At 72.0% G+C, this 21,411-nt stretch carries 20 protein-coding genes; 8 read left to right on the forward strand and 12 right to left on the reverse strand.

Features of this window, described 5'->3' with window-relative positions; all coding sequences use genetic code 11:
* Positions 1–88 precede the first annotated feature (88 nt).
* Complete coding sequence (locus tag ABZ454_RS06650; protein ID WP_359536364.1) at positions 89–1,366, reverse strand: acetyl-CoA C-acetyltransferase; 1,278 nt, start codon at positions 1,364–1,366, stop codon at positions 89–91.
* Between the two features lie 76 nt (positions 1,367–1,442).
* Here ABZ454_RS06650 and ABZ454_RS06655 point away from each other — a divergent pair, with 76 nt between their 5' ends.
* Together ABZ454_RS06655 and ABZ454_RS06660 are read left to right on the forward strand one after the other, a co-directional pair.
* Positions 1,443–2,762, forward strand: coding sequence for a 3-oxoacyl-ACP reductase (locus tag ABZ454_RS06655; RefSeq protein WP_359536365.1), 1,320 nt, complete (start codon positions 1,443–1,445; stop codon positions 2,760–2,762).
* Positions 2,763–2,764: 2 nt separating this feature from the next.
* Positions 2,765–3,613, forward strand: a complete 849-nt coding sequence (locus ABZ454_RS06660) for a MaoC/PaaZ C-terminal domain-containing protein (protein ID WP_359536366.1) — start codon at positions 2,765–2,767, stop codon at positions 3,611–3,613.
* A 6-nt stretch (positions 3,614–3,619) separates the two neighbouring features.
* Here ABZ454_RS06660 and ABZ454_RS06665 read toward each other — a convergent pair whose 3' ends face one another.
* Positions 3,620–4,255: a TetR/AcrR family transcriptional regulator gene (locus tag ABZ454_RS06665; protein WP_359536445.1), complete on the reverse strand. Its 636-nt coding sequence runs from the start codon at positions 4,253–4,255 to the stop codon at positions 3,620–3,622.
* 236 nt (positions 4,256–4,491) lie between these two features.
* On the opposite strand from ABZ454_RS06665, the gene ABZ454_RS06670 reads away from it, so the two are divergent.
* Positions 4,492–5,691, forward strand: coding sequence for an alpha/beta hydrolase (locus ABZ454_RS06670; protein WP_359536367.1), 1,200 nt, complete (start codon positions 4,492–4,494; stop codon positions 5,689–5,691).
* 133 nt (positions 5,692–5,824) lie between these two features.
* Here the strand turns inward: ABZ454_RS06670 and ABZ454_RS06675 are convergent, their stop codons facing one another.
* The 5 genes from ABZ454_RS06675 to ABZ454_RS06695 all read right to left on the reverse strand — a co-directional run bounded on the left by ABZ454_RS06675 (position 5,825) and on the right by ABZ454_RS06695 (position 10,321).
* Entirely contained in the window at positions 5,825–7,168 is a 1,344-nt protein-coding gene (locus ABZ454_RS06675) for a dicarboxylate/amino acid:cation symporter (protein ID WP_359536368.1), read from the reverse strand.
* Between the two features lie 430 nt (positions 7,169–7,598).
* Positions 7,599–7,853 (reverse strand): DUF4229 domain-containing protein, encoded by a 255-nt coding sequence (locus ABZ454_RS06680; protein ID WP_356313503.1) that lies wholly within the window; start codon positions 7,851–7,853, stop codon positions 7,599–7,601.
* A 152-nt stretch (positions 7,854–8,005) separates the two neighbouring features.
* Entirely contained in the window at positions 8,006–8,530 is a 525-nt protein-coding gene (locus tag ABZ454_RS06685) for a GNAT family N-acetyltransferase (protein ID WP_359536369.1), read from the reverse strand.
* 122 nt (positions 8,531–8,652) lie between these two features.
* Positions 8,653–9,816 (reverse strand): aminofutalosine synthase MqnE, encoded by a 1,164-nt coding sequence (gene mqnE / locus ABZ454_RS06690; RefSeq protein WP_356314355.1) that lies wholly within the window; start codon positions 9,814–9,816, stop codon positions 8,653–8,655.
* 49 nt (positions 9,817–9,865) lie between these two features.
* Entirely contained in the window at positions 9,866–10,321 is a 456-nt protein-coding gene (locus tag ABZ454_RS06695; protein WP_311311891.1) for an Lrp/AsnC family transcriptional regulator, read from the reverse strand.
* A 132-nt stretch (positions 10,322–10,453) separates the two neighbouring features.
* On the opposite strand from ABZ454_RS06695, the gene ABZ454_RS06700 reads away from it, so the two are divergent.
* Entirely contained in the window at positions 10,454–10,588 is a 135-nt protein-coding gene (locus ABZ454_RS06700; RefSeq protein WP_356313510.1) for a hypothetical protein, read from the forward strand.
* Positions 10,589–10,599: 11 nt separating this feature from the next.
* Here ABZ454_RS06700 and ABZ454_RS06705 read toward each other — a convergent pair whose 3' ends face one another.
* The 4 genes from ABZ454_RS06705 to ABZ454_RS06720 form a co-directional block, all read right to left on the reverse strand.
* Entirely contained in the window at positions 10,600–11,265 is a 666-nt protein-coding gene (locus tag ABZ454_RS06705; RefSeq protein WP_356313519.1) for a UbiX family flavin prenyltransferase, read from the reverse strand.
* Between the two features lie 82 nt (positions 11,266–11,347).
* Positions 11,348–12,265: a menaquinone biosynthesis prenyltransferase MqnP gene (mqnP, locus tag ABZ454_RS06710; RefSeq protein ID WP_359536370.1), complete on the reverse strand. Its 918-nt coding sequence runs from the start codon at positions 12,263–12,265 to the stop codon at positions 11,348–11,350.
* Complete coding sequence (locus ABZ454_RS06715) at positions 12,262–13,719, reverse strand: menaquinone biosynthesis decarboxylase (protein ID WP_359536371.1); 1,458 nt, start codon at positions 13,717–13,719, stop codon at positions 12,262–12,264. Before ABZ454_RS06715 ends, mqnP begins: the two co-directional genes overlap by 4 nt.
* 128 nt (positions 13,720–13,847) lie before the next feature.
* Positions 13,848–14,558: a lytic polysaccharide monooxygenase gene (locus ABZ454_RS06720; protein WP_359536372.1), complete on the reverse strand. Its 711-nt coding sequence runs from the start codon at positions 14,556–14,558 to the stop codon at positions 13,848–13,850.
* A 592-nt stretch (positions 14,559–15,150) separates the two neighbouring features.
* Between ABZ454_RS06720 and ABZ454_RS06725 the strand changes: the two genes are divergently transcribed.
* Entirely contained in the window at positions 15,151–15,549 is a 399-nt protein-coding gene (locus ABZ454_RS06725) for a PLD nuclease N-terminal domain-containing protein (protein WP_356313534.1), read from the forward strand.
* Between the two features lie 39 nt (positions 15,550–15,588).
* Here the strand turns inward: ABZ454_RS06725 and ABZ454_RS06730 are convergent, their stop codons facing one another.
* A complete protein-coding gene (locus ABZ454_RS06730) occupies positions 15,589–16,053 on the reverse strand; it encodes a MarR family transcriptional regulator (protein ID WP_359536373.1) in 465 nt (154 codons plus the stop codon).
* A gap of 135 nt (positions 16,054–16,188) precedes the next feature.
* Between ABZ454_RS06730 and ABZ454_RS06735 the strand changes: the two genes are divergently transcribed.
* The 3 genes from ABZ454_RS06735 to ABZ454_RS06745 all read left to right on the forward strand — a co-directional run bounded on the left by ABZ454_RS06735 (position 16,189) and on the right by ABZ454_RS06745 (position 21,383).
* Positions 16,189–17,538, forward strand: coding sequence for an aldehyde dehydrogenase family protein (locus ABZ454_RS06735; protein WP_359536374.1), 1,350 nt, complete (start codon positions 16,189–16,191; stop codon positions 17,536–17,538).
* Between the two features lie 166 nt (positions 17,539–17,704).
* Positions 17,705–19,825, forward strand: a complete 2,121-nt coding sequence (locus ABZ454_RS06740; RefSeq protein WP_359536375.1) for a hypothetical protein — start codon at positions 17,705–17,707, stop codon at positions 19,823–19,825.
* Complete coding sequence (locus tag ABZ454_RS06745) at positions 19,818–21,383, forward strand: hypothetical protein (protein ID WP_359536376.1); 1,566 nt, start codon at positions 19,818–19,820, stop codon at positions 21,381–21,383. Before ABZ454_RS06740 ends, ABZ454_RS06745 begins: the two co-directional genes overlap by 8 nt.
* Positions 21,384–21,411: the final 28 nt, after the last annotated feature.

Consider the following 21,411-nt stretch of genomic DNA (forward strand, 5'->3'; position numbering starts at 1 on the left):
CTCGGCATCGGGGTCGGGCGGGTTCACCTGGTCCGTCCGGCGGCAGGCCCTGATGCCTGCGCCGGACCGTGCTCAACTTCTCTACCGTTCAGACGCGTTCGAGGATGGCGGTGACTCCCTGTCCGCCCGCCGCGCAGATCGAGATCAGTCCGCGGCCCGGGGCGTCCCGCTCCGCGAGGAGTTTGGCGAGGGTCGCCACGATCCGTGCGCCCGTCGCCGCGAACGGGTGCCCGGTGGCGAGGGAGGACCCCGCCACGTTGAGCTTGTCCCGGTCCACGGGCGCCAGCCCCTGCTTCTCCCACGCGGCCAGGGTGGCCAGGACCTGGGAGGCGAAGGCCTCGTGCACCTCGAAGAGGTCGAAGTCCTCCACCGTCAGACCGGCCCGCTCCAGCATCCGCGGCACGGCGTACGCGGGCGCCATCAGCAGCCCGTCCTCGCCGTCCACGTAGTCGACCGCGGCCGTCTCGTACAGGGAGAGGTACGCCTGCGGTTCCAGGCCGTGCCGCTCGGCCCACTCCTCGCTCGCCAGCAGCACGGTCGCGGCGCCGTCCGTGAGCGGGGTCGAGTTGCCCGCGGTCATCGTCGCGTCCGGATGGTCCGTGCCGAACACCGGCTTCAGCGTGGCCAGTTTCTCCACGGTGGAGCCGGGGCGCAGGTTCTGGTCGCGGTCAAGGCCGAGGTACGGGACGACGAGGTCGTCCAGGAACCCCCGGTCGTACGCGGCGGCGAGCCGCTGGTGGCTGGTGGCGGCGAGCAGGTCCTGCTCCGCCCGTCCGATCTCCCACTGCCGGGCGGTGACCGCCGCGTGGTCGCCCATCGAGAGGCCGGTGCGCGGCTCGGCGTTGCGCGGGATGTCCGGGACGAGGTGCCGGGGACGCACCCCCGCCAGGGCCTTGGCCTTGCCGCCCGTCGACTTCGCGCGCCGGGCCGACAGGAGCAGCCGGCGCAGCTCGTCGTTGACGCCGAGCGGCGCGTCGCTCGTGGTGTCCGCGCCACCCGCGATCGCGGAGTCGACCGCCCCCAGCATGATCTTGTCGGCGACGGCGATGACGGCCTGGAGGCCGGTGCCGCAAGCCTGCTGGATGTCGTAGGCGGGGGTGCGCGGGTCGAGCCGGGAGCCGAGCACCGTCTCCCGGGCCAGGTTGAAGTCCCGGCTGTGCTTGAGGACCGCGCCCGCGGCGAACTCGCCGACCTGCTGCCCCTGGAGCCCGAACCGCTCGACCAGACCGTCCAGCGCGGCGGTGAGCATCTGCTGGTTGGAGGCCTGCGCGTAGGGGCCGTCGGAGCGTGCGAACGGGATGCGGCTGCCGCCGATGACCGCGACCCGGCGGGGCTGCGGGAGTGCGAGGGGGATCAATTCGACCAACTCATCTCGACCAACTCCTGACTCTTGAGTAACCTTACTCCAGAGTAAATCTACGACCGAGCAGGGAGTCTGGACAATGGCCGACCGCTATCTGCACCTCACCGGCACGGCACCCGGCCGGTTTCTGACCCGGAAGCTCGGCCTGCCGCAGCCCGAGCGGCTGCGCCGCTGGACGCTGGAGACCCCGTCGCTTCCCGGCCCGGTCGTCCACCTCACGGCCGGGGACTCCGCCGTCACGGACGAACTCGGCGCCGTCCTCGCCGCCTGCGGCCCGGAGGTCGTGGCCCGCGCCGACCGGCCGGCCGGAATCGTCCTGGACGCGACGGCCGTCGACACCGCCGCCGGGCTCGGGGCGGTGCACGCCGCCCTGCACCCGGTCGTCCGCTCACTCGCCCCCGGCGGCCGCATCGTCGTCCTCGGGGTGCGCCCGTCCCCGGACGACCACCACCAGGCCGCCGCTCAGCAGGCCCTCGAAGGGTTCGTGCGCTCCCTCGGCAAGGAGATCGGCAAGGGCGCCACCGTGCAGCTGGTGCGCATCGCGCCCGGCGCGGTCGCCGGCGCCGCGTCCACCCTGCGCTTCCTGCTCTCCCCCCGGTCGGCGTACATCAGCGGTCAGGTCATCGAGGTGACCGACGCCGCTCCCGATCCCGTCGCCGACTGGGCCGCCCCGCTCACCGGCCGCACCGCGCTGGTCACCGGCGCGGCCCGCGGCATCGGCGCCTCGGTCGCCTCCGTCCTCGCCCGGGACGGCGCCCACGTCATCTGCCTGGACGTCCCGCAGGCCCAGGAGGACCTGGTCCGCACCGCCGACCGGCTCGGCGCCTCCGCCCTGCCGCTGGACATCACCGCGGACGACGCGGCCGAACGGATCGCCGCCGCGGTCCCGGACGGCCTCGACATCCTCGTCCACAACGCCGGCATCACCCGGGACCGGCGCCTCGCCAACATGCCCGCCGACCGCTGGGCCTCGGTCATCGACGTCAACCTGGACAGCGTCCTGCGCACCACCGACGCCCTGCTGAAGGCCGGCACGGTCAACCGCGGGGGCCGGATCGTCGCCACCGCCTCCATCGCGGGCATCGCCGGCAACAACGGCCAGACGAACTACGCGGCCAGCAAGGCGGGCATCATCGGCCTGGTCCGCTCGCTCGCCCCGCGCGCCGCCGCCGACCACGGCGTCACGGTCAACGCGGTGGCCCCCGGCTTCATCGAGACGAAGATGACCGCGGCCGTCCCCCTCCTCATCAGGGAGGCCGGCCGCCGGATGAACTCCCTCGCGCAGGGCGGCCTCCCGGTCGACGTCGCCGAGACCACCGCCTGGTTCGCCCAGCCCGCGTCGAGCGCCGTCAACGGCCAGGTCGTCCGGGTCTGCGGCCAGAGCCTGCTGGGAGCGTGAGGGTGACCCGGACACCGAGCCTGCCCCTCTCCCTGGCGCGCGGCGCCGCCACCTCCCCGTTCAAACGCGCGGGCAGGCCGGGCGCCACGCTGCCGTCCGACCGCCCGCGCCTGCCGGCCGTACCGGTCGCCCCCGGCCCCCTGGCCGCGTACCGCAGGATCTGCGGCTTCACCGGGCCGGACGCCCTGCCGGTGACGTACCCCCACGTCCTGGCCTTCCCGCTCGCCATGCGGCTCATGACCCGGCGGCGCTTCCCGCTGCCGGTCACCGGACTCGTGCACACGTGGATCGAGATCACCGCGCACGAGGTGCTCCACCCCTCGGACCCACTCGAACTCATGGTGCACGCCGAGGAGTTGTCGCCGCACCGGCGCGGTACCGAGGTCACCGTGGTCACCGAGGCGCGCCGGGCGGGCAAGCTGGTGTGGGAGTCCCGCAGCGGCTACCTGTCGCGCCACGCGACGCGTACGGGGACGGCCCCGGCGGCCCCCGCCCCGCCCGCCGGTGAGACCGCGTCGCTGCCCGCCGTCGCCGAGTGGCGGCTCCCCGCCGACCTCGGGCGGCGCTACGGGGCCGCGTCCGGCGACCGCAACCCGATCCACCTGTACCCGCTGACCGCCCGGCTGTTCGGCTTCCCCCGCGCCATCGCCCACGGCATGTGGACCGTGGCCCGCTGCCTCGCCGAGGCCCCGCGGCCCCACCTGGTCCACTCGGTGCGGGCCGACTTCAGGGCCCCCGTCCTGCTGCCCGGCACCGTCACCTACGCCTCGGACGGCGCCGCCTTCCAGCTCCGCGACGGCGACCGCGTCCACCTGACCGGGACGGCGGCCGCCAGGCCCGCGGAGCGCTGACCGCCCTCAGGCCGGCCCCCCGGACTGCCCCGGCGGCAGCCAGGGGCGGCCGTTCATCAGGTTCTCCAGACCGGCCCAGGAGAAGTTCATCAAGGTGGCCGCCGCCTCCTTGGCCGAGACGCCCGGAGTCTCGTTCGCCCACCCGGCGAGCGACTCCGCGGCGCCCACCAACGCCTGGGCCAGTCCCGCCACATCGCGGTCCGCGAGGGCCGGATCATGGTGCACCTCGCGCGCGGCGGCCCCGATCAGACCCGTCACGAACGCAACGATCTCCTCGCGCATCACGTACACCTCACCGGCGAACGGCTCCCCGTGCGTCCGCGCCTGCCGGTACAACACCGCCCAGCCGTCCGGGTTCCGCGCCGTGTGGGTGAAGAAGGCCCGCAGCCCCTCCCACAGTTGACGATCCGCCGCCTGCCCCGGCTCCACCCCCGCCCGCACCGCCGCGACCAGGGCGTTCGCCTCACGCCTGATGCAGGCGGAGAAGAGTTCGTCCTTGGAGTTCAGGTAGAGGTAGACCAACGGCTTGGACACCCCGGCCAGCTCGGCGATCTCGTCCATCGAGGCGGCACGGAAACCGCGCTGCCCGAAAATCCGTACCGCGGCGTCCATCATCTGCTGCTCACGCACCGCGCGCGGCATCCGTTTGCTCTTCACAGCACCCACGTCGACTTCCTCCCGCCCCCGCTGCGCTACTCCTCGGTAAGGGTACGGGGCGGGCCCGGGCCCCGGGGTGCGGCAGGGGGGCGGGCCGGTCACGGCGACCGGAAGTCGTCCCACGGGACCACACCGCGGGCGCGACGTACGACTCCGGTATCCCACGGATCACACCGGAGGCCGACGCCTTCGCACGAGGCCCGCCCCTAGGGTCCGTAGGTATGACGATCAGACTCCGCAGAAGGACAGCCGCCGCCCTCACCGCCCTGGTCCTGCTGGCCACGCCCGCCGTCACCGCCCACGCCGTGTCCGCCCCCTTACCCACGCCGGCCGCGTCCGCCGTGGCGCTCGAACTGCCCCGCCCGACCGGCCCGTACGCCGTCGGCGCCGACGTCCTGCACCTCACCGACCACAGCCGCACCGACCCCTGGGTCCCCGGGGCCGGGGACCGCGAACTGATGGTGTCGGTCCACTACCCGGCCCGGCCCGGCGGCGGAAGCGGCCCCGCCTCCTACATGAGCACCGAGGAGGCCCGGCTGATGCTGGCGGAGCGGGGACTGGACGGCATCGTCCCGGCCACCGTCGTCAGTTCCACCTCCACCCACGCCCGCGCGGACGCCCGCGCCGCCCACGGCCGGTTCCCGCTGGTCCTGCTCTCCCCCGGCTTCGGCACGCCCCGCGCCACTCTGACCTCCCTCGCGGAGGACCTCGCGAGCCGCGGCTACGTCGTGGCGAGCGTCGATCACGCCTACGAGTCCACCGGCACCGCCTTCCCCGGCGGGCGGGTGCTGACGTGCGCGGCCTGTGACGTGGCCGAGGCCGCGCCGGACGAGGCGGCCGAGCGGAAGGTGCTGAAGACCGTCTCCACCGGGCGGGCCGACGACCTCTCCTTCGTGCTCGACCGGCTGACCGGCCCCCGCCCCGCCTGGAAGAAGTCGCACATGATCGACCGGCGGCGGGTCGCCGCCGTGGGCCACTCCATCGGCGGCAGCGCCGCGGCCTCCGCGATGCTCGCCGATCCCCGCGTCGACGCGGGGGTCAACATGGACGGCACCTTCTTCGACCCGATCCCCCGCTCGGGACTCGGCGGCCGCCCGTTCCTCATGCTCGGCACCGACTCGTTCCACCACCCCACGGGCGGGGACGAATCCTGGGACGAGGGCTGGCAGCGCCTGGACGGCTGGAAGCGCTGGCTGACCGTCCAGGGCTCCGGTCACTTCACCTTCACGGACATCCCGGGACTCGGCGAACAGCTCGGCCTGCCGGTCGACCCCGAGGCGCCGCTCTCCGGTGACCGCTCGGCACGGATCACCCGCGACTACGTGGCGGCCTTCCTCGACCTGCACCTGCGGGGCCGGGAGCAGCCGCTCCTCGACGGCCCCTCCCCGGCCAACCCGGAAGTGGTCGTCCAGCACCCCTGACAGCCCGCCGGGACCGGGGCGCGCAGCGGACGTCCACGCCCCGGTTCCCCGTGACACGCGGAAGCCCCCCGCCGGCGCACAGGCTCGGCGGAGGGCTTCTCCAGCGGTGTCGGCAGGCCGTCCCGGCCCTGCCTCAGGCGGCGACCGGCACGCGCTCCGGCTCGGGCGCGGGCGCCTCGTCGTCGACCGGGGAGGCCGTCGCCGAGTTGTACGCGTCGTGGTCGAGGATCTTCTCGCGGGCCGAGACGATCACCGGGACGAGCGCCTGGCCGGCCACGTTCGTAGCCGTCCGCATCATGTCCAGGATCGGGTCGATCGCCATCAGCAGGCCGACACCCTCCAGCGGGAGGCCCAGCGTCGACAGCGTGAGGGTCAGCATGACCGTGGCGCCGGTCAGACCGGCGGTGGCCGCCGAACCGATCACCGAGACGAACGCGATGAGGATGTAGTCACCGACACCCAGCTGCACGTCGAAGATCTGCGCGATGAAGATCGCGGCGAGCGCCGGGTAGATCGCGGCGCAGCCGTCCATCTTGGTCGTCGCACCGAACGGGACCGCGAAGGAGGCGTACTCCTTCGGGACGCCGAGGCGCTCGGTGACCTTCTGGGTGACCGGCATCGTGCCGACCGAGGAGCGGGAGACGAAGGCCAGCTGGATCGCGGGCCAGGCGCCCTTGAAGAACTGGAGGGGGCTGACCTTGGCGACGGTGGCGAGCAGCAGCGGGTAGACGCCGAACATCACCAGGGCGCAGCCGATGTAGACGTCGGCGGTGAACGTCGCGTACTTGCCGATCAGGTCCCAGCCGTAGTCGGCGATGGCGTAGCCGATGAGGCCGACGGTGCCGAGGGGGGCGAGGCGGATGACCCACCACAGGGCCTTCTGGAGGAGCTCCAGGACGGACTCGCTGAGGGTGAGGATCGGCTGGGCCTTCTCACCGAGCTGCAGCGCGGCGATGCCGGCGACGGCGGCCATGAAGACGATCTGGAGGACGTTCAGCTCGGTGAACGGCGTGATCACGTTGTCCGGGATGATGCCGGTCAGGAAGTCGAGCCAGGACCCGGAGTGCTCCGGGAGCTTGCCGTCCTTCGGCGTGAGGCCGGTGCCGGAGCCCGGGTTGGTGATCAGGCCGATCGCGAGGCCGATGGCGACCGCGATGAGCGAGGTGATCATGAACCAGAGCAGCGTGCGGGTGGCCAGCCGGGCGGCGTTGTTGACCTTGCGCAGGTTGGTGATCGACACCAGGATCGCGAAGAAGACGAGGGGCGCGACGGCCAGCTTCAGCAGCTGGACGAAGATGTGGCCGACCTTGTCGAGCGTGGTGTAGAGCCAGCTGATGTCCTGGCTGCGGGCCAGCCAGCCCAGGAGCACGCCGAGCACGAGGCCGGCGACGATCTGGGCCCAGAAGGGGACCTTGGGTATGCGGAAACCGGAGCCGGAGGGCTCATCGGTGGTGGTGGACGCGGGGTTCGCGGACACGGACACACTCCAGATGTGACGCATCGGGACGCACGGGGACGGTGTGCGGGGGACGGGGGTGCGGCGCCCGCGTCAGGGGCGGCGCCGCTGCATGATGCCGGTTCAGACGTTGCGGCAACAGACCGCGGACATACAGCGGCAGAGATCGACATGAAGGCGCTCCACGAGCGGGGTGCTCGCGGCAGGTCGGAGGCGCACAGCAGTCTTCATGTCGAACACGTTAACACTTGAACTTTGAGAACCTCAAAGGTGTTCTTTGGGCCCCGGGGGCGGCCGCCGAGCCGTTCACGGGGCCGCCGCGACCCGGACCCGGCTCCGGACACACGAAAACCCCAGTACAGGAGCGCTCGCTCCGGTGCCGGGGTTTCGAAGAGAAAGGGGGTGAGTGTGAGGAAGCTTACAAAGCCCTTACGTCGCCCTCACGGAACCACTACTGGGTGACGCTGTCCTCGCGCGTGCGGTTCGCTTCGAGGCGGGCCTTGGCGCGGTCGACCGAGGACACGATCTGCTCGGACATCTCGTCACGCTGCCTGCGCAGCAGTACGTAGCTGAGCGGCGCGGAGAGCACCAGCGCCAGCAGGATGACCCAGACGATGTTGGACCCTCCCGCGCCGGAGGGGATGAGCCCGAAGTTGACGGCGATGGCGGCGACGACGAAGCAGCCGACGAAGATGCTGAGACGCATCGCGGTGTACCGGATCGTTGCGCTCGGCTTGGCAGCGGACACAGCTGGCCTTCTCTCTACGTACGACAGTCCTGCCCGACCAGTGAAGCATGCCCCACAATCGATCAGTTCGGCAGGCTGCGCATAACCGCGCGCCGGGGCCGCGGGCGCGCTCAGCCGAGGTGCAGCAGCATGATGATGTCGTCGCGGTCATCGCCCTCGGCCACCCGGATCGCCCCGGGGACCCGCCCGACCTCCTTGTAACCGCAGGCGCCGTAGAAGCGGTCGGCGCCCGTGCCGCCCCGGCAGGTGAGCCGGATCGCCTCGATGCCGTCGATGGTGCGCGCGGCGTCGGCGGCCGCGGCCATCAGGTCGCGTCCGTAGCCGCGGCCCTGGTGACGGGGGTGGACCATGACGGTGTAGAGCCAGATCCAGTGCCCCATGAGCCGGTGCGTGTTGTGGGCGAGGAAGGCCGTGGCGGCGACGGCGCCCTCCTCGTCGTAGCCGACGAGCAGCCGGGTGCGGCCCTCGGCCATGGCGACCAGGTGCTTGACCAGCTCGGGCCGGATGTCGTCGGCCGTCACGGGCGGCACGAAGCCCACCGCGCCCCCCGCGTTGGACACATCGGCCCAGAGCGCGGCTATCCCGTCGCGAACCGACCGGTCGAACTTCGGATCCAGCTCAAACGTAAGTGCCATAGGCGCAGATTAACCATTACGGTTGGTCGGCTCAACCACCGTCCGGAACGCGAGAAAGCTCCGGCCGGGGACGGCGGCCGGAGCTTTCGTTCACGCTGCGCGCGACGGGGCGCGCCGCCGGGTCAGACCCGCATCGGCTGCGGTGACTCGCGCCGCTCCGCGTCCGGGCCCGGGTACTCGCGGATGATCTCGTACCGGGTGTTGCGCTCCACGGGACGGAAACCGGCGTCGCGGATCAGGTCCAGCAGGTCGTCACGGCCGAGCTTGTTCGGCGTGCCGTAGTTGTCCGCGTCGTGCGTGATCTTGTACTCGACGACCGAGCCGTCCATGTCGTCCGCGCCGTGCTGGAGCGCGAGCTGGGCGGTCTGCACGCCGTGCATCACCCAGAAGACCTTGACGTGCGGGACGTTGTCGAACAGCAGCCGGGAGACCGCGAAGGTCTTCAGCGCCTCCGCGCCGGTCGCCATCGTCGTCCGCGCCTGGAGCTTGTTGCGGATCTTGCCGTCCTTCATGTCCACGAAGTCGTGCTGGTAGCGCAGCGGGATGAAGACCTGGAAGCCGCCCGTCTCGTCCTGCAGCTCACGCAGCCGCAGCACGTGGTCGACGCGGTGACGAGGCTCCTCGATGTGCCCGTACAGCATCGTCGCCGGGGTCTTGAGCCCCTTCTCGTGCGCGAGCCGGTGGATGCGCGACCAGTCCTCCCAGTGGGTGGCGTGGTCGACGATGTGCTGGCGGACCTCCCAGTCGAAGATCTCCGCACCGCCGCCGGTCAGCGACTCCAGACCGGCCTCGATGAGCTCGTCGAGGATCTCGGAGGCGGACAGCCCGGAGATGGTCTCGAAGTGGTGGATCTCGGTGGCGGTGAACGCCTTGAGGGAGACCTGCGGCAGCGCTTCCTTCAGCGCGCTCAGCGAACGCGGGTAGTAGCGCCACGGCAGGGTGGGGTGCAGCCCGTTCACGATGTGCAGCTCGGTGAGGCTCTCGCCCTCCATCGCCTTCGCGAGGCGGACGGCCTCCTCGATCCGCATCGTGTAGGCGTCCTTCTCCCCCGGCTTGCGCTGGAAGGAGCAGTACGCGCACGAGGCGGTGCACACGTTGGTCATGTTGAGGTGGCGGTTGACGTTGAAGTGGACGACGTCGCCGTTCTTGCGCGTACGCACCTCATGGGCCAGACCGCCGAGCCAGGCCAGGTCGTCGGACTCGTAGAGCGCGATCCCGTCCTCACGGGTCAGCCGCTCACCGTCCCGGACCTTCTGCTCCAGCTCGCGCTTGAGTCCCGCGTCCACTAGGGCGCCTCCCATTTTCTCTCCGTAACGAACTCAGCTCACCGTACGCCTAGCCCTCTTCCGGGAGGTCGCCGACCCGGTTCTCCCACTTGGTGGACAGCACGATCGTGGTACGCGTCCGGGAGACGCCCTTGGTGCCGCTGAGGCGGCGAATGGTCTTCTCCAGACCGTCGACGTCACCGACCCGGACCTTGAGCATGTAGGAGTCGTCGCCGGCGATGAACCAGGCGTCCTCGATCTCCGCGAGGTCCTTCAGCCGGCGCGCGACGTCCTCGTGGTCGGCGGCGTCCGAGAGCGAGATGCCGATCAGGGCCGTGACCCCGAGGCCGAGCGAGGCCGCGTCGACGGTGGCGCGGTATCCGGTGATGACACCGGCGGTTTCCAGCCGGTTGATGCGGTCGGTGACGCTGGGCCCCGAGAGCCCGACGAGCCGCCCCAGCTCGGCGTACGAGGCCCTGCCGTTCTCCCTGAGGGCCTGAATGAGCTGCCTGTCCACCGCGTCCATGTGACTGAAACCTTCCATTGTTCAGCAGTATCGCGAGTCTACGTGTAGAATCTAAGGCGCACAGGCCTCAGAGCCTGCAAATCTTTCTGAACTTCCAAAAAACGCTTTCGAATCCTCAGGAGTGAGAACACCGTGTACACGATCGAGATGGCCTACGCCCGGATGCGCGAGCTGCAGGACCTGGCCAACCGCTCGCGTGCCCACCAGCCCGCCGCGGCCCACCGGGTCGACAGGACCCGCAACCCGCGCGCCCCCAAGAAGCGCTGACCCCGCCCGGGTCAGCCGCGAGAGCCGCCACCGAGCTCTCCCTCCCAGCGGCGGTACAGCCGGTGCGGCACCCCTGCCGCGTCCAGCACCCGCCCCGCGACGAAGTCCACCAGATCCTGGATGTGCGTCGCACCCGCGTAGAACGCCGGAGAGGCGGGCAGCACGACCGCGCCCGCCTCGTCCAGGGTCACCATGTGCCTCAGCGTCTGGCCGTTCAGCGGCGTCTCGCGCACCGCGACGACCAGCTTCCGCCGCTCCTTGAGCGTCACGCTCGCGGCCCGCTGCAGCAGGTCCTTCGAGAGCCCGAGCGCCACCCCGGCCACACACGCCGTCGACGCGGGCACGATGAGCATCCCCTTCGCCGGGTACGACCCCGAGGACGGCCCCGCCGCCAGATCGCCGGCCGCCCAGTGCCGTACCCCGGACACGTCCACGTCGAAGGTGTGCGGCTTGCCGTCCGCTCCCCGCGCCAGCCAGCCGGCCAGGTCCTCCCGCCAGTGCGCGTCGCGGAACGCGATCCCCGTCTCGTCCAGCAGCGTCAGCCGCGAGGCCCGGCTCACCACCAGATCGACGCTCTCCCCCGCGGCCAGCAGACCGCGCAGCACGGAGGCGGCGAATGGGGTGCCCGAAGCGCCCGAAACCCCGACAATCCAAGGCTTTCGCTGCTGCTGACTCACTGAAGTCCCGGAATCCACACCCCCGAGCCTATCCGGCACCCCGACGCACCGGCGCGTCAGGAGTTGGGGCCCGCGACGGGTACTACACCGTCAGACCCCGCGCCAGCAGGTCCAGCAGCGCACACGCGAACAGCGCGATCCCGATGAACCCGTTGACCTGGAAGAACGCCCGGTTCAGCCGTGAGAGGTCGTGCGGGCGCACCACCCGGTGCTCGTACACGAAGGCCACCGCGACGATCACCATGCCGACCCAGTAGAAGAGCCCGGCCTCCGCGGCAAGACCGAACCAGACCAGCAGGCCCGTCGTCACCACGTGGCAGACCCGCGCCCCCCACAGCGCCGCCGGCACACCGAAGCGCGCCGGGACGGACAGCACGCCGTGGGCGCGGTCGGCCTGCACGTCCTGGCAGGCGAAGATCAGGTCGAAGCCGCCGATCCAGACGCCGACGGCCAGCCCCAGGATCACCGCGTCCCACGACCAGCTGCCCGTCACCGCCAGCCAGGCGCCGACCGGCCCCATGGCCTGCGCGATGCCCAGAATGGCGTGCGGGTAGTTCGTGAACCGCTTGCCGTACGGGTAGACGACCATCGGCACCACGGCGAGCGGCGCGAGCGCCAGACAGAGCGGGTTCAACAGGGCCGCCGCCCCGAGGAACACCACGACGGCGACGAGCGCGCCCGTCCACGCCGACCTCACCGACACCGCACCGGTCACCAGCTCACGGCCCGCGGTGCGCGGATTGCGGGCGTCGATCTCGCGGTCGATGATCCGGTTCGCGGCCATCGCGAACGTCCGCAGCCCCACCATGGCGACGGTGACCAGCAGCAGGGTCACCCACTGGACCGACCCGCCGTCCAGGAACATCGCGGTCAGGGCGGCGATGTACGCGAAGGGCAGCGCGAAGACCGAGTGCTCGATCATCACGAGCCGCAGGAACGCCTTGACCTTGCTGTTCGGTTGCGCGGGCCCGGAGCCCAGGGTCGCTTCGGCGGCGCTCACAGTCCGTATTCCTTCCAACGGCGGTCGACCTTCGCCGCCGTGTCCGGGTCGGACTCGACCATGTCCGGCCAGCCCCCGTCCCGGGTATAGCCCTCCTCGGGCCACTTCCTCGTCGCGTCGATGCCCGCCTTGCCGCCCCAGAACTGCTGGTAGGAGGCGTGGTCGAGGTGGTCGACGGGCCCCTCGGCGACGGTGAGGTCGCGCGCGTAGTCGGTGTTGCCGAGCGCCCGCCAGGACACCTCGTGCAGATCGTGGACGTCGCAGTCGGAGTCCACGACGACGATCAGCTTCGTCAGCGACATCATGTGCGCGCCCCAGATCGCACTCATCACCTTCTGGGCGTGCTTCGGGTACTTCTTGTCGATCGAGACGATCGCGCAGTTGTGGAAACCACCGGACTCCGGCAGGTGGTAGTCCACGATGTCCGGCACGATGATCTTGAGGAGCGGCAGGAAGAACCGCTCGGTGGCCCGCCCCAGCGGCCCGTCCTCGGTCGGCGGCCGGCCGACCACGATGGACTGGAGCAGCGGCCGCTTCCGCATGGTCACGCAGTCGATGGTCAGCGCGGGGAACGGTTCCCGCGGCGTGTAGAAGCCGGTGTGGTCGCCGAACGGCCCCTCGGGAAGCATCTCCCCGGGCTCCAGCCACCCCTCGATGACGACCTCGGCGTTGGCCGGGACCTGGAGCGGCACGGTCTTGCAGTCGACCATCTCGATGCGCTTGCCCTGGATGAACCCGGCGAAGAGGTACTCGTCGATGTCCCCGGGCAGCGGTGCGGTCGAGGCGTACGTGACCGCGGGCGGCGCCCCGAAGGCGATGGCGACCGGCAGCCGCTCCCCGCGCTTGGCGGCGACCTGGTAGTGGTTGCGGCTGTCCTTGTGGATCTGCCAGTGCATCCCGATGGTGCGGCGGTCGTGGCGCTGGAGGCGGTAGAGCCCCAGGTTCCGTACGCCGGTCTCGGGGTGCTTGGTGTGGGTGAGGCCCAGGTTGAAGAACGAGCCGCCGTCCTTGGGCCAGGTGAACAGCGCGGGGAGCTTGTCCAGGTCCACGTCGTCGCCCGTGAGGACGACCTCCTGGACGGGGGCGTTCTCCGGCTTCACCTTCTTCGGCGGTACGTGCACCATCGTGCCGAGCTTGCCGAAGGCCTCCCGGACGCCGACGAAGCCGTGCGGCAGCTCCGGCTTGAGCAGCCCGCCGATCTTGTCGCTGATGTCGGCGTAGGACTTCAGCCCGAGCGCCTTGAGGAGGCGCTTGTCGGTGCCGAAGACGTTCATGGCCAGGGGCATCGACGAGCCCTTGACGTTCTCGAAGAGCAGCGCGGGTCCGCCGGCCTTGTTGACCCGGTCGACGATCTCACCGACCTCCAGGTAGGGGTCGACCTCGGCCTTGATGCGCTTGAGCTCGCCCTCGCGCTCCAGAGCCCGGAGGAGGGATCGAAGATCGTCGTAAGCCATGCCGTCCAGTCTGTCATCCCCCCTGGCGTCGGCCGCCGGGGCTCCCCCCGCGTCGGGGGCCGCCGTACCTCTCCGCGGTGTCCCGCGGAGAGGCGGCTCCGTGCCGGGGCCCGGCCGGGGTGAGGACGTCAGCAGGCGCCGAGGTCCTCCCAGACACCCCAGTCGCCGGTGGTGCCGGGCCGCTCGCCCTGCGTCCACCACTTGGCCCGCCAGGTGTGGTCGTTCAGGGAGGTGGTGTCCCCGGCGTTGTAGACGCGTCCGGCGTCCCAGGCCGGCGCCGCGCAATCCTCCGGGTCACCCGGGTCACCCGGGTCGCCGCCACCGCCGCCGATCTGCACGTCGACGCAGGCGTAGAACGCGTTGGCCGTGTCGGCGATGTTCCAGACGGCGAGGACCTTCTGGCGGCCGGTGAGGGAGCCGAAGTTCACCCGGTGGGTGACCGTGGCCCCGGGCTGGGCGCCGCCGTCGTTGAACTGCGCCACCTTCGTGCCGCCGACGAAGTACTGCCAGCTGCTCGTGGCGTGCCGGGCGGTCAGCTGCCAGGAGAAGTCGGCGGAACTGCCGACGGGAGTGACCTTCCAGCCCTTGCTGTTGTCATCGAGCTCCGCGAATTCCGCGTGGCCGCCGCTGCAGCTCTGCAGCCCCTTCGGCCCCTCGACGCTCTGCGGCTCGTACCTGATGGAGCCGCAGGCGACGAGGCCCGTGGCGCACTGGGCCTGACGGCTCGGGGGCGAGGACACGTATCCGTGCGCGCTCGCGGTGGTGGCGGGGAGGGCCACGGCGATGAGGGGGGCTATCCCCGCCCCGATCACTAAGGCCAGTCCGCGCTTGGTGTTCATGCCGACTCCTTCGCTGAAGGGGCTGCCGGGGGGCGGCAGCATCAGGACGCGCCCGCACCGGCGCGGTCCCGTGGCGTGAGGTACCGGACACGGTGCACACGCGGATGCGGCCGGTGGCGAGGGGGCGCCGCCCCGCAATCCCTTCGCGCGCCATCGGCCGCGCACGGGCGACCGAGGCTCACCTGGAGGGCCTGTCCGGCCCTAGGTCTAGACCATACTCACGGCCGGACCCCCGTCAAGAGAGCGCGCAGCCGGACACCGCCTCACCGCGAGTGGGAACTGACGCGCCGTCACCAGGCTTCCGCCTCCACCGTGTTGACGCCCGAAGCTGAGGGACGGCCATGACAGCCGCGGCGCCGACGAACAGGGCGAGCCGTACGCGGCGCGGGCGCGCGAACCCTTCGTCGACGAGGAAGCGCACGGCCCGGATGCCACGGCCGAGGGAGACCGCGGCCGGGGAAGTGAGCCGCACCGGGCCAGGGAGCCCGCTCCGTAGCGTGCGAGGCCGCCGGCATCACCCGCCCGCTACTCTGGGCGCGTCACCGGGCGGGGCATCGGCCCCGCCGAATCTCCTCGGGGGGACCTTTCCACCATGCTCCGGGCCCTGATCTATCTCCTGCCTCTGGCGCTGACGATCTACGCGTTCATCGACTGCCTGAACACCCCGGAGGACGAGGCCAAGCACCTGCCCAAGGTCGCCTGGGTCTTCATCATCCTGCTGTTCTGGATCGTCGGCCCGATCGTGTGGCTGGCCGCGGGCAAGCTGCGCCAGGTGCCCGCCGGAGGCCGCACGCCGTCCGAATGGCACCGCAACCACCGGCAGCAGTGGGTGGCGCCGGACGACAATCCCGACTTCCTCAAGTCGCTGAAGAGCGAGAACGAGAAGGACGAGGCGGTCCTCAAGGACTGGGAGGCGGACCTGCGCCGCCGCGAGGACGAGCTCAAGCGGCGCGAGGGCGGGCCGGAGGGGTCGACCCCTCCGGCGCCCTGACCCGGGACCGGCTCACGACGCCCCCGGCACGGGGCCTGATCACGCGTACAGCAGCTGCCCCAGCCGGTTGAGCAGGGGCAGCAGCGCTGTGCGCTCCTCCGGAGTGAGCGCTTCGAGCGCCCCGCGCACGGCGCGCATCTCCGCGCGGAGGGTGTGGGCGAGCGCCGTGCCCTCGGGGGTGCGGGTCGCCACCTTGGAGCGGCGGTCACCGGGGGCCGGGGCCCGGCGGACCAGACCGCGGGTCTCCATCCGGCTGACGAGGCCGGTGGCGTTGGACGCGTCGCAGACCAGGTGGGCGGCGAGGGCGCTCATCGGCATGGGCGCGTTGAGCGCGATCAGCGCGCGGGCCTGCGAGGTGGACAGGCCGTGGCGGGCGGCGACGGCGGTGAGGTCGTCATGGTGACCGCGGACGACGAGGGCCAGCGGCTCCAGCAGGTCGTCCGGAGAGGCGGCGGCTCGGTCGTCAGGAGCAGTGGCGGCGCGGGGCGTCGGTTCCGTGGTCATGGTCGGCCGTTCTTCGTTCGGCGGCTGCCGCAGTTTATTTGACATGCTCAACTGTTGGCAGTTACATGGAAGTAATTGCTTGAGCATATCAAGCTCTGAGCCGCACCCGCGTTCCGCGCCGCAAGGAGTACCCCCATGTCCTCCGTACCGTCCGGTGTCCACGACACCCCCCGCCCCGCCGAGTCCCCCGCCGGGACCGTCGCCCGCCTCCGCGCCACCTTCCGTACCGGCCGCACCAAGAGCCTCGACTGGCGCACGGGCCAGCTGCGGCAGCTGCGCGCGCTGCTGACCGAGCGGGGCGACGAGCTCGCGGACGCGCTCCACGCCGACCTCGGCAAGAGCCGCAAGGAGGCGTACCGCACCGAGATCGACTTCACGATCCGCGAGATCGACCACACACTGGAGCACCTGGCCGGCTGGCTGCGGCCCGAGCCCGCCCCCGTACCGGCCTCGCTGAGCGGGGCGAAGGCGCACACCGTGCAGGACCCGCTCGGCGTCGTCCTCGTCATCGCCCCCTGGAACTACCCGGTGCAACTGCTGCTCGCCCCGGTCGTCGGCGCACTGGCGGCGGGCAACGCGGTCGTGGCCAAGCCGAGCGAGCTGGCGCCCGTGACCTCCGCCGCCGTCGCGCGGCTGCTGCCGCGCTACCTGGACCCGGACGCGGTCGCCGTCGTGGAAGGGGCGGTGCCCGAGACCACCGCGCTGCTCGCCGAGCGTTTCGACCATGTCTTCTACACGGGCAACGGGACCGTGGGCCGGATCGTGATGGCCGCCGCGGCGAAGCACCTCACGCCGGTGACGCTCGAACTGGGCGGCAAATCACCGGTGTTCGTGGACCGGGGCACGGATCTGAAGGCGGTCGCGGGCCGGCTGGCGGCCGGCAAGTTCCTGAACGCCGGCCAGACGTGCGTCGCCCCCGACTACGTACTGACCGACCCGGAGACCGGCGCCGCCCTCGCGGACGCCCTCGCCACCGCGGTCGAGGGGCTGTTCGGGGCGGACGCCTCGACACACCCGGAGTACGGGCGGATCGTGAACCACCGGCACTTCGACCGGCTGACGGGTTTGCTCGGCTCCGGCCGCACGGTGACCGGCGGGACGTACGACCGCGACAGCAAGTACATCGCCCCGACCGTGCTGGCCGACGTGGCGCCGGACGCGCCCGTGATGCGGGAGGAGATCTTCGGGCCGGTGCTCCCGATCGTGACGGTCGGCGGCCTGGACGAGGCGATCGCGTTCATCAACGACCGCGACAAGCCGCTGGCGCTGTACGCGTTCACCGACGCGGACGCCGTACGGGAGCGGCTGATCGAGGAGACCTCATCGGGCGCGGTCGGCATCGGGCTGCCGCTGGCCCATCTCACCGTGTCGGACCTGCCGTTCGGCGGGGTCGGCGAGAGCGGGACGGGGAGCTACCACGGCCGGTACTCGCTGGAGACGTTCAGCCACCGCAAGGCGGTGCTGGACACCCCGATGCCCGCGTGAGCGCGGCCGGCCGGGGCGGGACGGCCGGCGACGGCTGAACCGCCCCGCCGCACCCGGCCCGCTCCGCCCCGATCGTTCGAAAATCTTCACCTTCCTCCAACACACCACCGATATCCTGGTGTTGACGAAGTGACAGGTCAGGGCGGGCTTCGGCACGGGGGGTGCTGTGGAGCGAGAGCTGTACGGGCGCGAGGCGATTTTCGGTGACGACGGACTTGCGGCGCGCCTGACCGGTCTCACTCCTCACGGTTCGCGGCGGGTGGTCTGCGAGCACGGCGACGACCCGCCCGTCGCCGTGCTGACCGGCGGCCGCGGCATGGGCAAGACGGCCGTGCTCAAACAACTGCGCAGCCTGTACCGGGAGATCACTCCCCTCGCCCTCGTGGACTGCGAGGCCGTGCTGCCCCCCGCGGATCCGGGGCCCGGCTGGACGCCCGTGACGGGGGTGCTGCCGGAGCTGGCCACCCAGCTCACGGCACGGGTGCACGCGGCCCGCCCGGTGCAGTTCCCGCGCCTGAGCCTGGGACTGGTGGCGGTGGCCTCGGTGTCCTGGCGGCGGGAGGACGAGTCGCGGGCGCAGCGTGATCTGCAGTCGCTCGGGCCCGTGCTGGCCACGCTCGACACCCGGGGCGACGCGGCGACCGGCTGGGTCACCAAAGTGCTGACGAAGCTGGCGGCCGGGGCCTTCGACTCCATGGCGCCGATGGCCGGCATGGTGGCCGAGGCGACCGTGGAGACGGTGCTGGAGGAAACGTTCAACCGGTTCCAGCGGCGTTCGGCGGACTGGTACGGGACGTATCCGCACGCGGGCGGCAACGGGCGGATCGGTCTGCGGCAGCTCGCGGTCGACTTCGAGCGGGGCGGCGATCTGCGCCGCCGCGCCGAGGACCACCTGGTGCTGGCCCTGGTCGCGGACCTGGTGCGGGCCTACCGCGGGATGGCGCGCGGCGCCCGGCGGGGCCGCCCGGTCCTGCTCCTCGACAACGCCCACTCGCCGCTCGGCCGCCAGCTGGTCGAACCACTGCTGCGTCAGCGCGCGAGCGGGGTGCGGGACCGGATCGCGGTGTTCGCCTCCTCGCGCATCCGCGACCACGCCGGGCTGAGCCACGCGGTGCGCCGCAGGCTCCCCGAGGTGGCGCACGCCTCGCACTGGACGCGGGGCACGGAGGTGACCTCCGGGATCCTGGCCGTCGACCTCACCCCGCTGGACGCCGCCCACGTGCGCTCCGCACTCGACCGTCACGACCCGCGCGGCCGCACCCCCGCGGGCCTGGCGCGCGGGATACACCGGCTGACGGGGGGCCGGCCCCTGGGGGTGGCCCTGCTGGCGCAGGCGGCGGGCGAGTCGCCGGAGCCCGGCCGGCTGGTGCCGGGGGCGCTGCTGGAGCGCACGGTGGAGCTGCGGGAGGACCGGCCGCCGGTGCGGGTGGCCGACGAGCTGCTGGAGCGGCTGCTGCCCGGGCAGCGGCCGGACGTGCTGAGCGTGCTGGCCGCCGCGCACGGCGAGGACTCGGCCCGGCTGCTGGCCACGACACGGCTGCGCGGCGAGTCGCTGGACGGCGACGTGGCCCTGCGGGTGCGGGACGAGCTGCGGTCGGAGGACTGGCCGGTGGGGCCGGAGCACTTCGTCGCCGATCCGCTGCTGCGGTCGCTGCTGCTGCACCGGCTTCGGTTCCAGGACGACGACCCGCCGTACTACGCGGCGTGGCGCGCGGTGCACGAGACGCTGCGTTCGGCGTACGCGGCCGGGGGCAGCTGCCCGAGCGAGCCGCACCGGCTGCATCAGGAGCTGGTGCTGGGCGGCACGGAGGACTGTGTGACGCATCTGCGGGTGCAGTTCGCCCGGCCGGACGTGCTGCGCTGGCTCGACGCGCTGCGCTTCATCGCCTCGGCCCCCTTCCCCCGTCCGCCGGGCAGCGCCGGCCCCGATCCGCGGCGGGCCGTCGCACTGGGCCGGTCCGTGACGTCGGACGACGAACGGGCGGCACTCGCCGGGCTCGACGAGCGGGCCGCCGAACTCCAGTTGCAGCTGCGGCGGTTGCTGCACGCCGTCTGGCTGCTGTCCGATCCGCTGGCCCTGCCCGACGAAGAGGTGATCGACAAGATGGCGCACGAGCTGCGGCAGTTGTCCGGCAGGCATCCGACGGGGCACGCGGTGCTCTGGGACGCGGCGACGCACTGGCCGCACGATCTGCGGGACTGGCGGGCGCTGTCCATGCCGCCGGGCGCGCCCGCGCCGGCCCGCACCGGGCCGCACGGCCCCGGGGACGGTGGCCCGGATGCGTAACCCGCTGCGCTACCGCCTGTGGTGGACCACCCGGCAGAAGATCGTCACGTCGGCGGTGGTGGGCGCCCTGCTGGTCACGGCCGGCTGGTACGGCGCCGACCGCCTGACCGAACCCGAGGACCGGTCCTGCGCGCCGGGGGTCGCCCGGCCGCAGGGCAGCGAGGAGTGCGTCGGGGTGTCCGGGGACGGTTACGACTTCGGGCAGTCGCAGCTGACGTCGGCCGCCGCGGCGATCGGCCGGGAGAACGCCACGTTGAAGGCGGGCCGGTACGCGACCGTCGCGCTGCTCCTCCCGCTGACGTCGACCGACGCGTCGATGCGCGGGAAGGTGCTGCGCGAGCTCCAGGGCGCGTTCGCCGCGCAGTACCGGGCCAACCACCACGCGAACGGGCAGGTCCCGCAGATCCGGGTGGTGCTCGCCAACACCGGTGACAACGGTCTGCGGTGGCGTCCGGCGGTGGACCGGCTGCTGACGATGACGGGGGCTCCGGACCGGCTGCGCGCGGTGTCCGGGGTGGCGATCAGCAGCACGCAGGCCAAGGAGGCGGTGAAGGAGCTGACCGGGGCCGGGATTCCGGTCGTGGGCTCCACCATCACCGCCGACGACATCGCCAACGGCCCGGCCGGCGACCCGTTCCCGGGCCTGGCCCGGGTCTCACCCACCAACCGGGACGAGGCCCGCGCCCTCGCCTCGTTCGGCGAGGTGAAGGCGGACAAGGCGCTGCTGGTGCAGGACACCCGCAGCGGCGACCACTACACGGACACCCTGAAGTCGGCGTTCCGGAACCTGCTGAAGGGGTCGCGCTACGAGCCGGAGCTGTTCACCTCGCGCGCCGATCCGTACGACGAGGGCACCACGGCCAACACCTTCGAGCAGATCACCCATCTGATCTGCGACACCGACGCGGACACCGTGTTCTTCGCGGGGCGCCACGTCCAGTTGCGCCAGTTCGTCAACGCACTGGGCGCGCGCGGCTGCCAGAGCCGCCGCTTCACGGTGCTCACCGGTGACGAGGGTTCGTACCTGGGCGACGACGAGAAGCTCGACCGCGACGCGCTGCGGCGCCGGGTGACGGTCCGCTACGCCTCGCTGGCGCATCCGGACGCCTGGCCCCCGGTGACGGCGGGGAAGAAGGAGCCGACGGGCGGATCGGCGGCGGACTACCGGGCGTTCACCGACCTGCTGGCCGAGGTGGGCCGGAAGCCGATCGGGCCGATCGGGCCGACCGGGCACGACGACCTCACCGACGGGCAGCTGATCATCGCCCATGACGCGATGACACTGGCGGTCGCGGGGATCCGGCGGGCCACAGCCGACGGGGAGCAGCTGCCGGGCCTGGAGGACGTGGGCGGCCAGTGGCCCCGGGTGAAGGGCTCCCTGCGGGTGCGGGGGGCCGGCGGCTGGATCTGCCTGGACAACCACGGCAACCCGTACAACAAGGCGGTGCCGGTGGTGGAGCTGGCACCGGACCCGCCGCACCAGCGGTTCGCGGCGCTGGCCTGGCCGGAGGGGGCGCCGCCGAAGGAGCAGTGCCTGCCGCCGTCCTCGGCGCGCTGATCCCCGGCACGCGAACGGCTGCCCGCCC

It is taken from the genome of Streptomyces sp. NPDC005803 (genome assembly GCF_040630435.1).
In the GTDB taxonomy this organism is placed as follows: domain Bacteria; phylum Actinomycetota; class Actinomycetes; order Streptomycetales; family Streptomycetaceae; genus Streptomyces.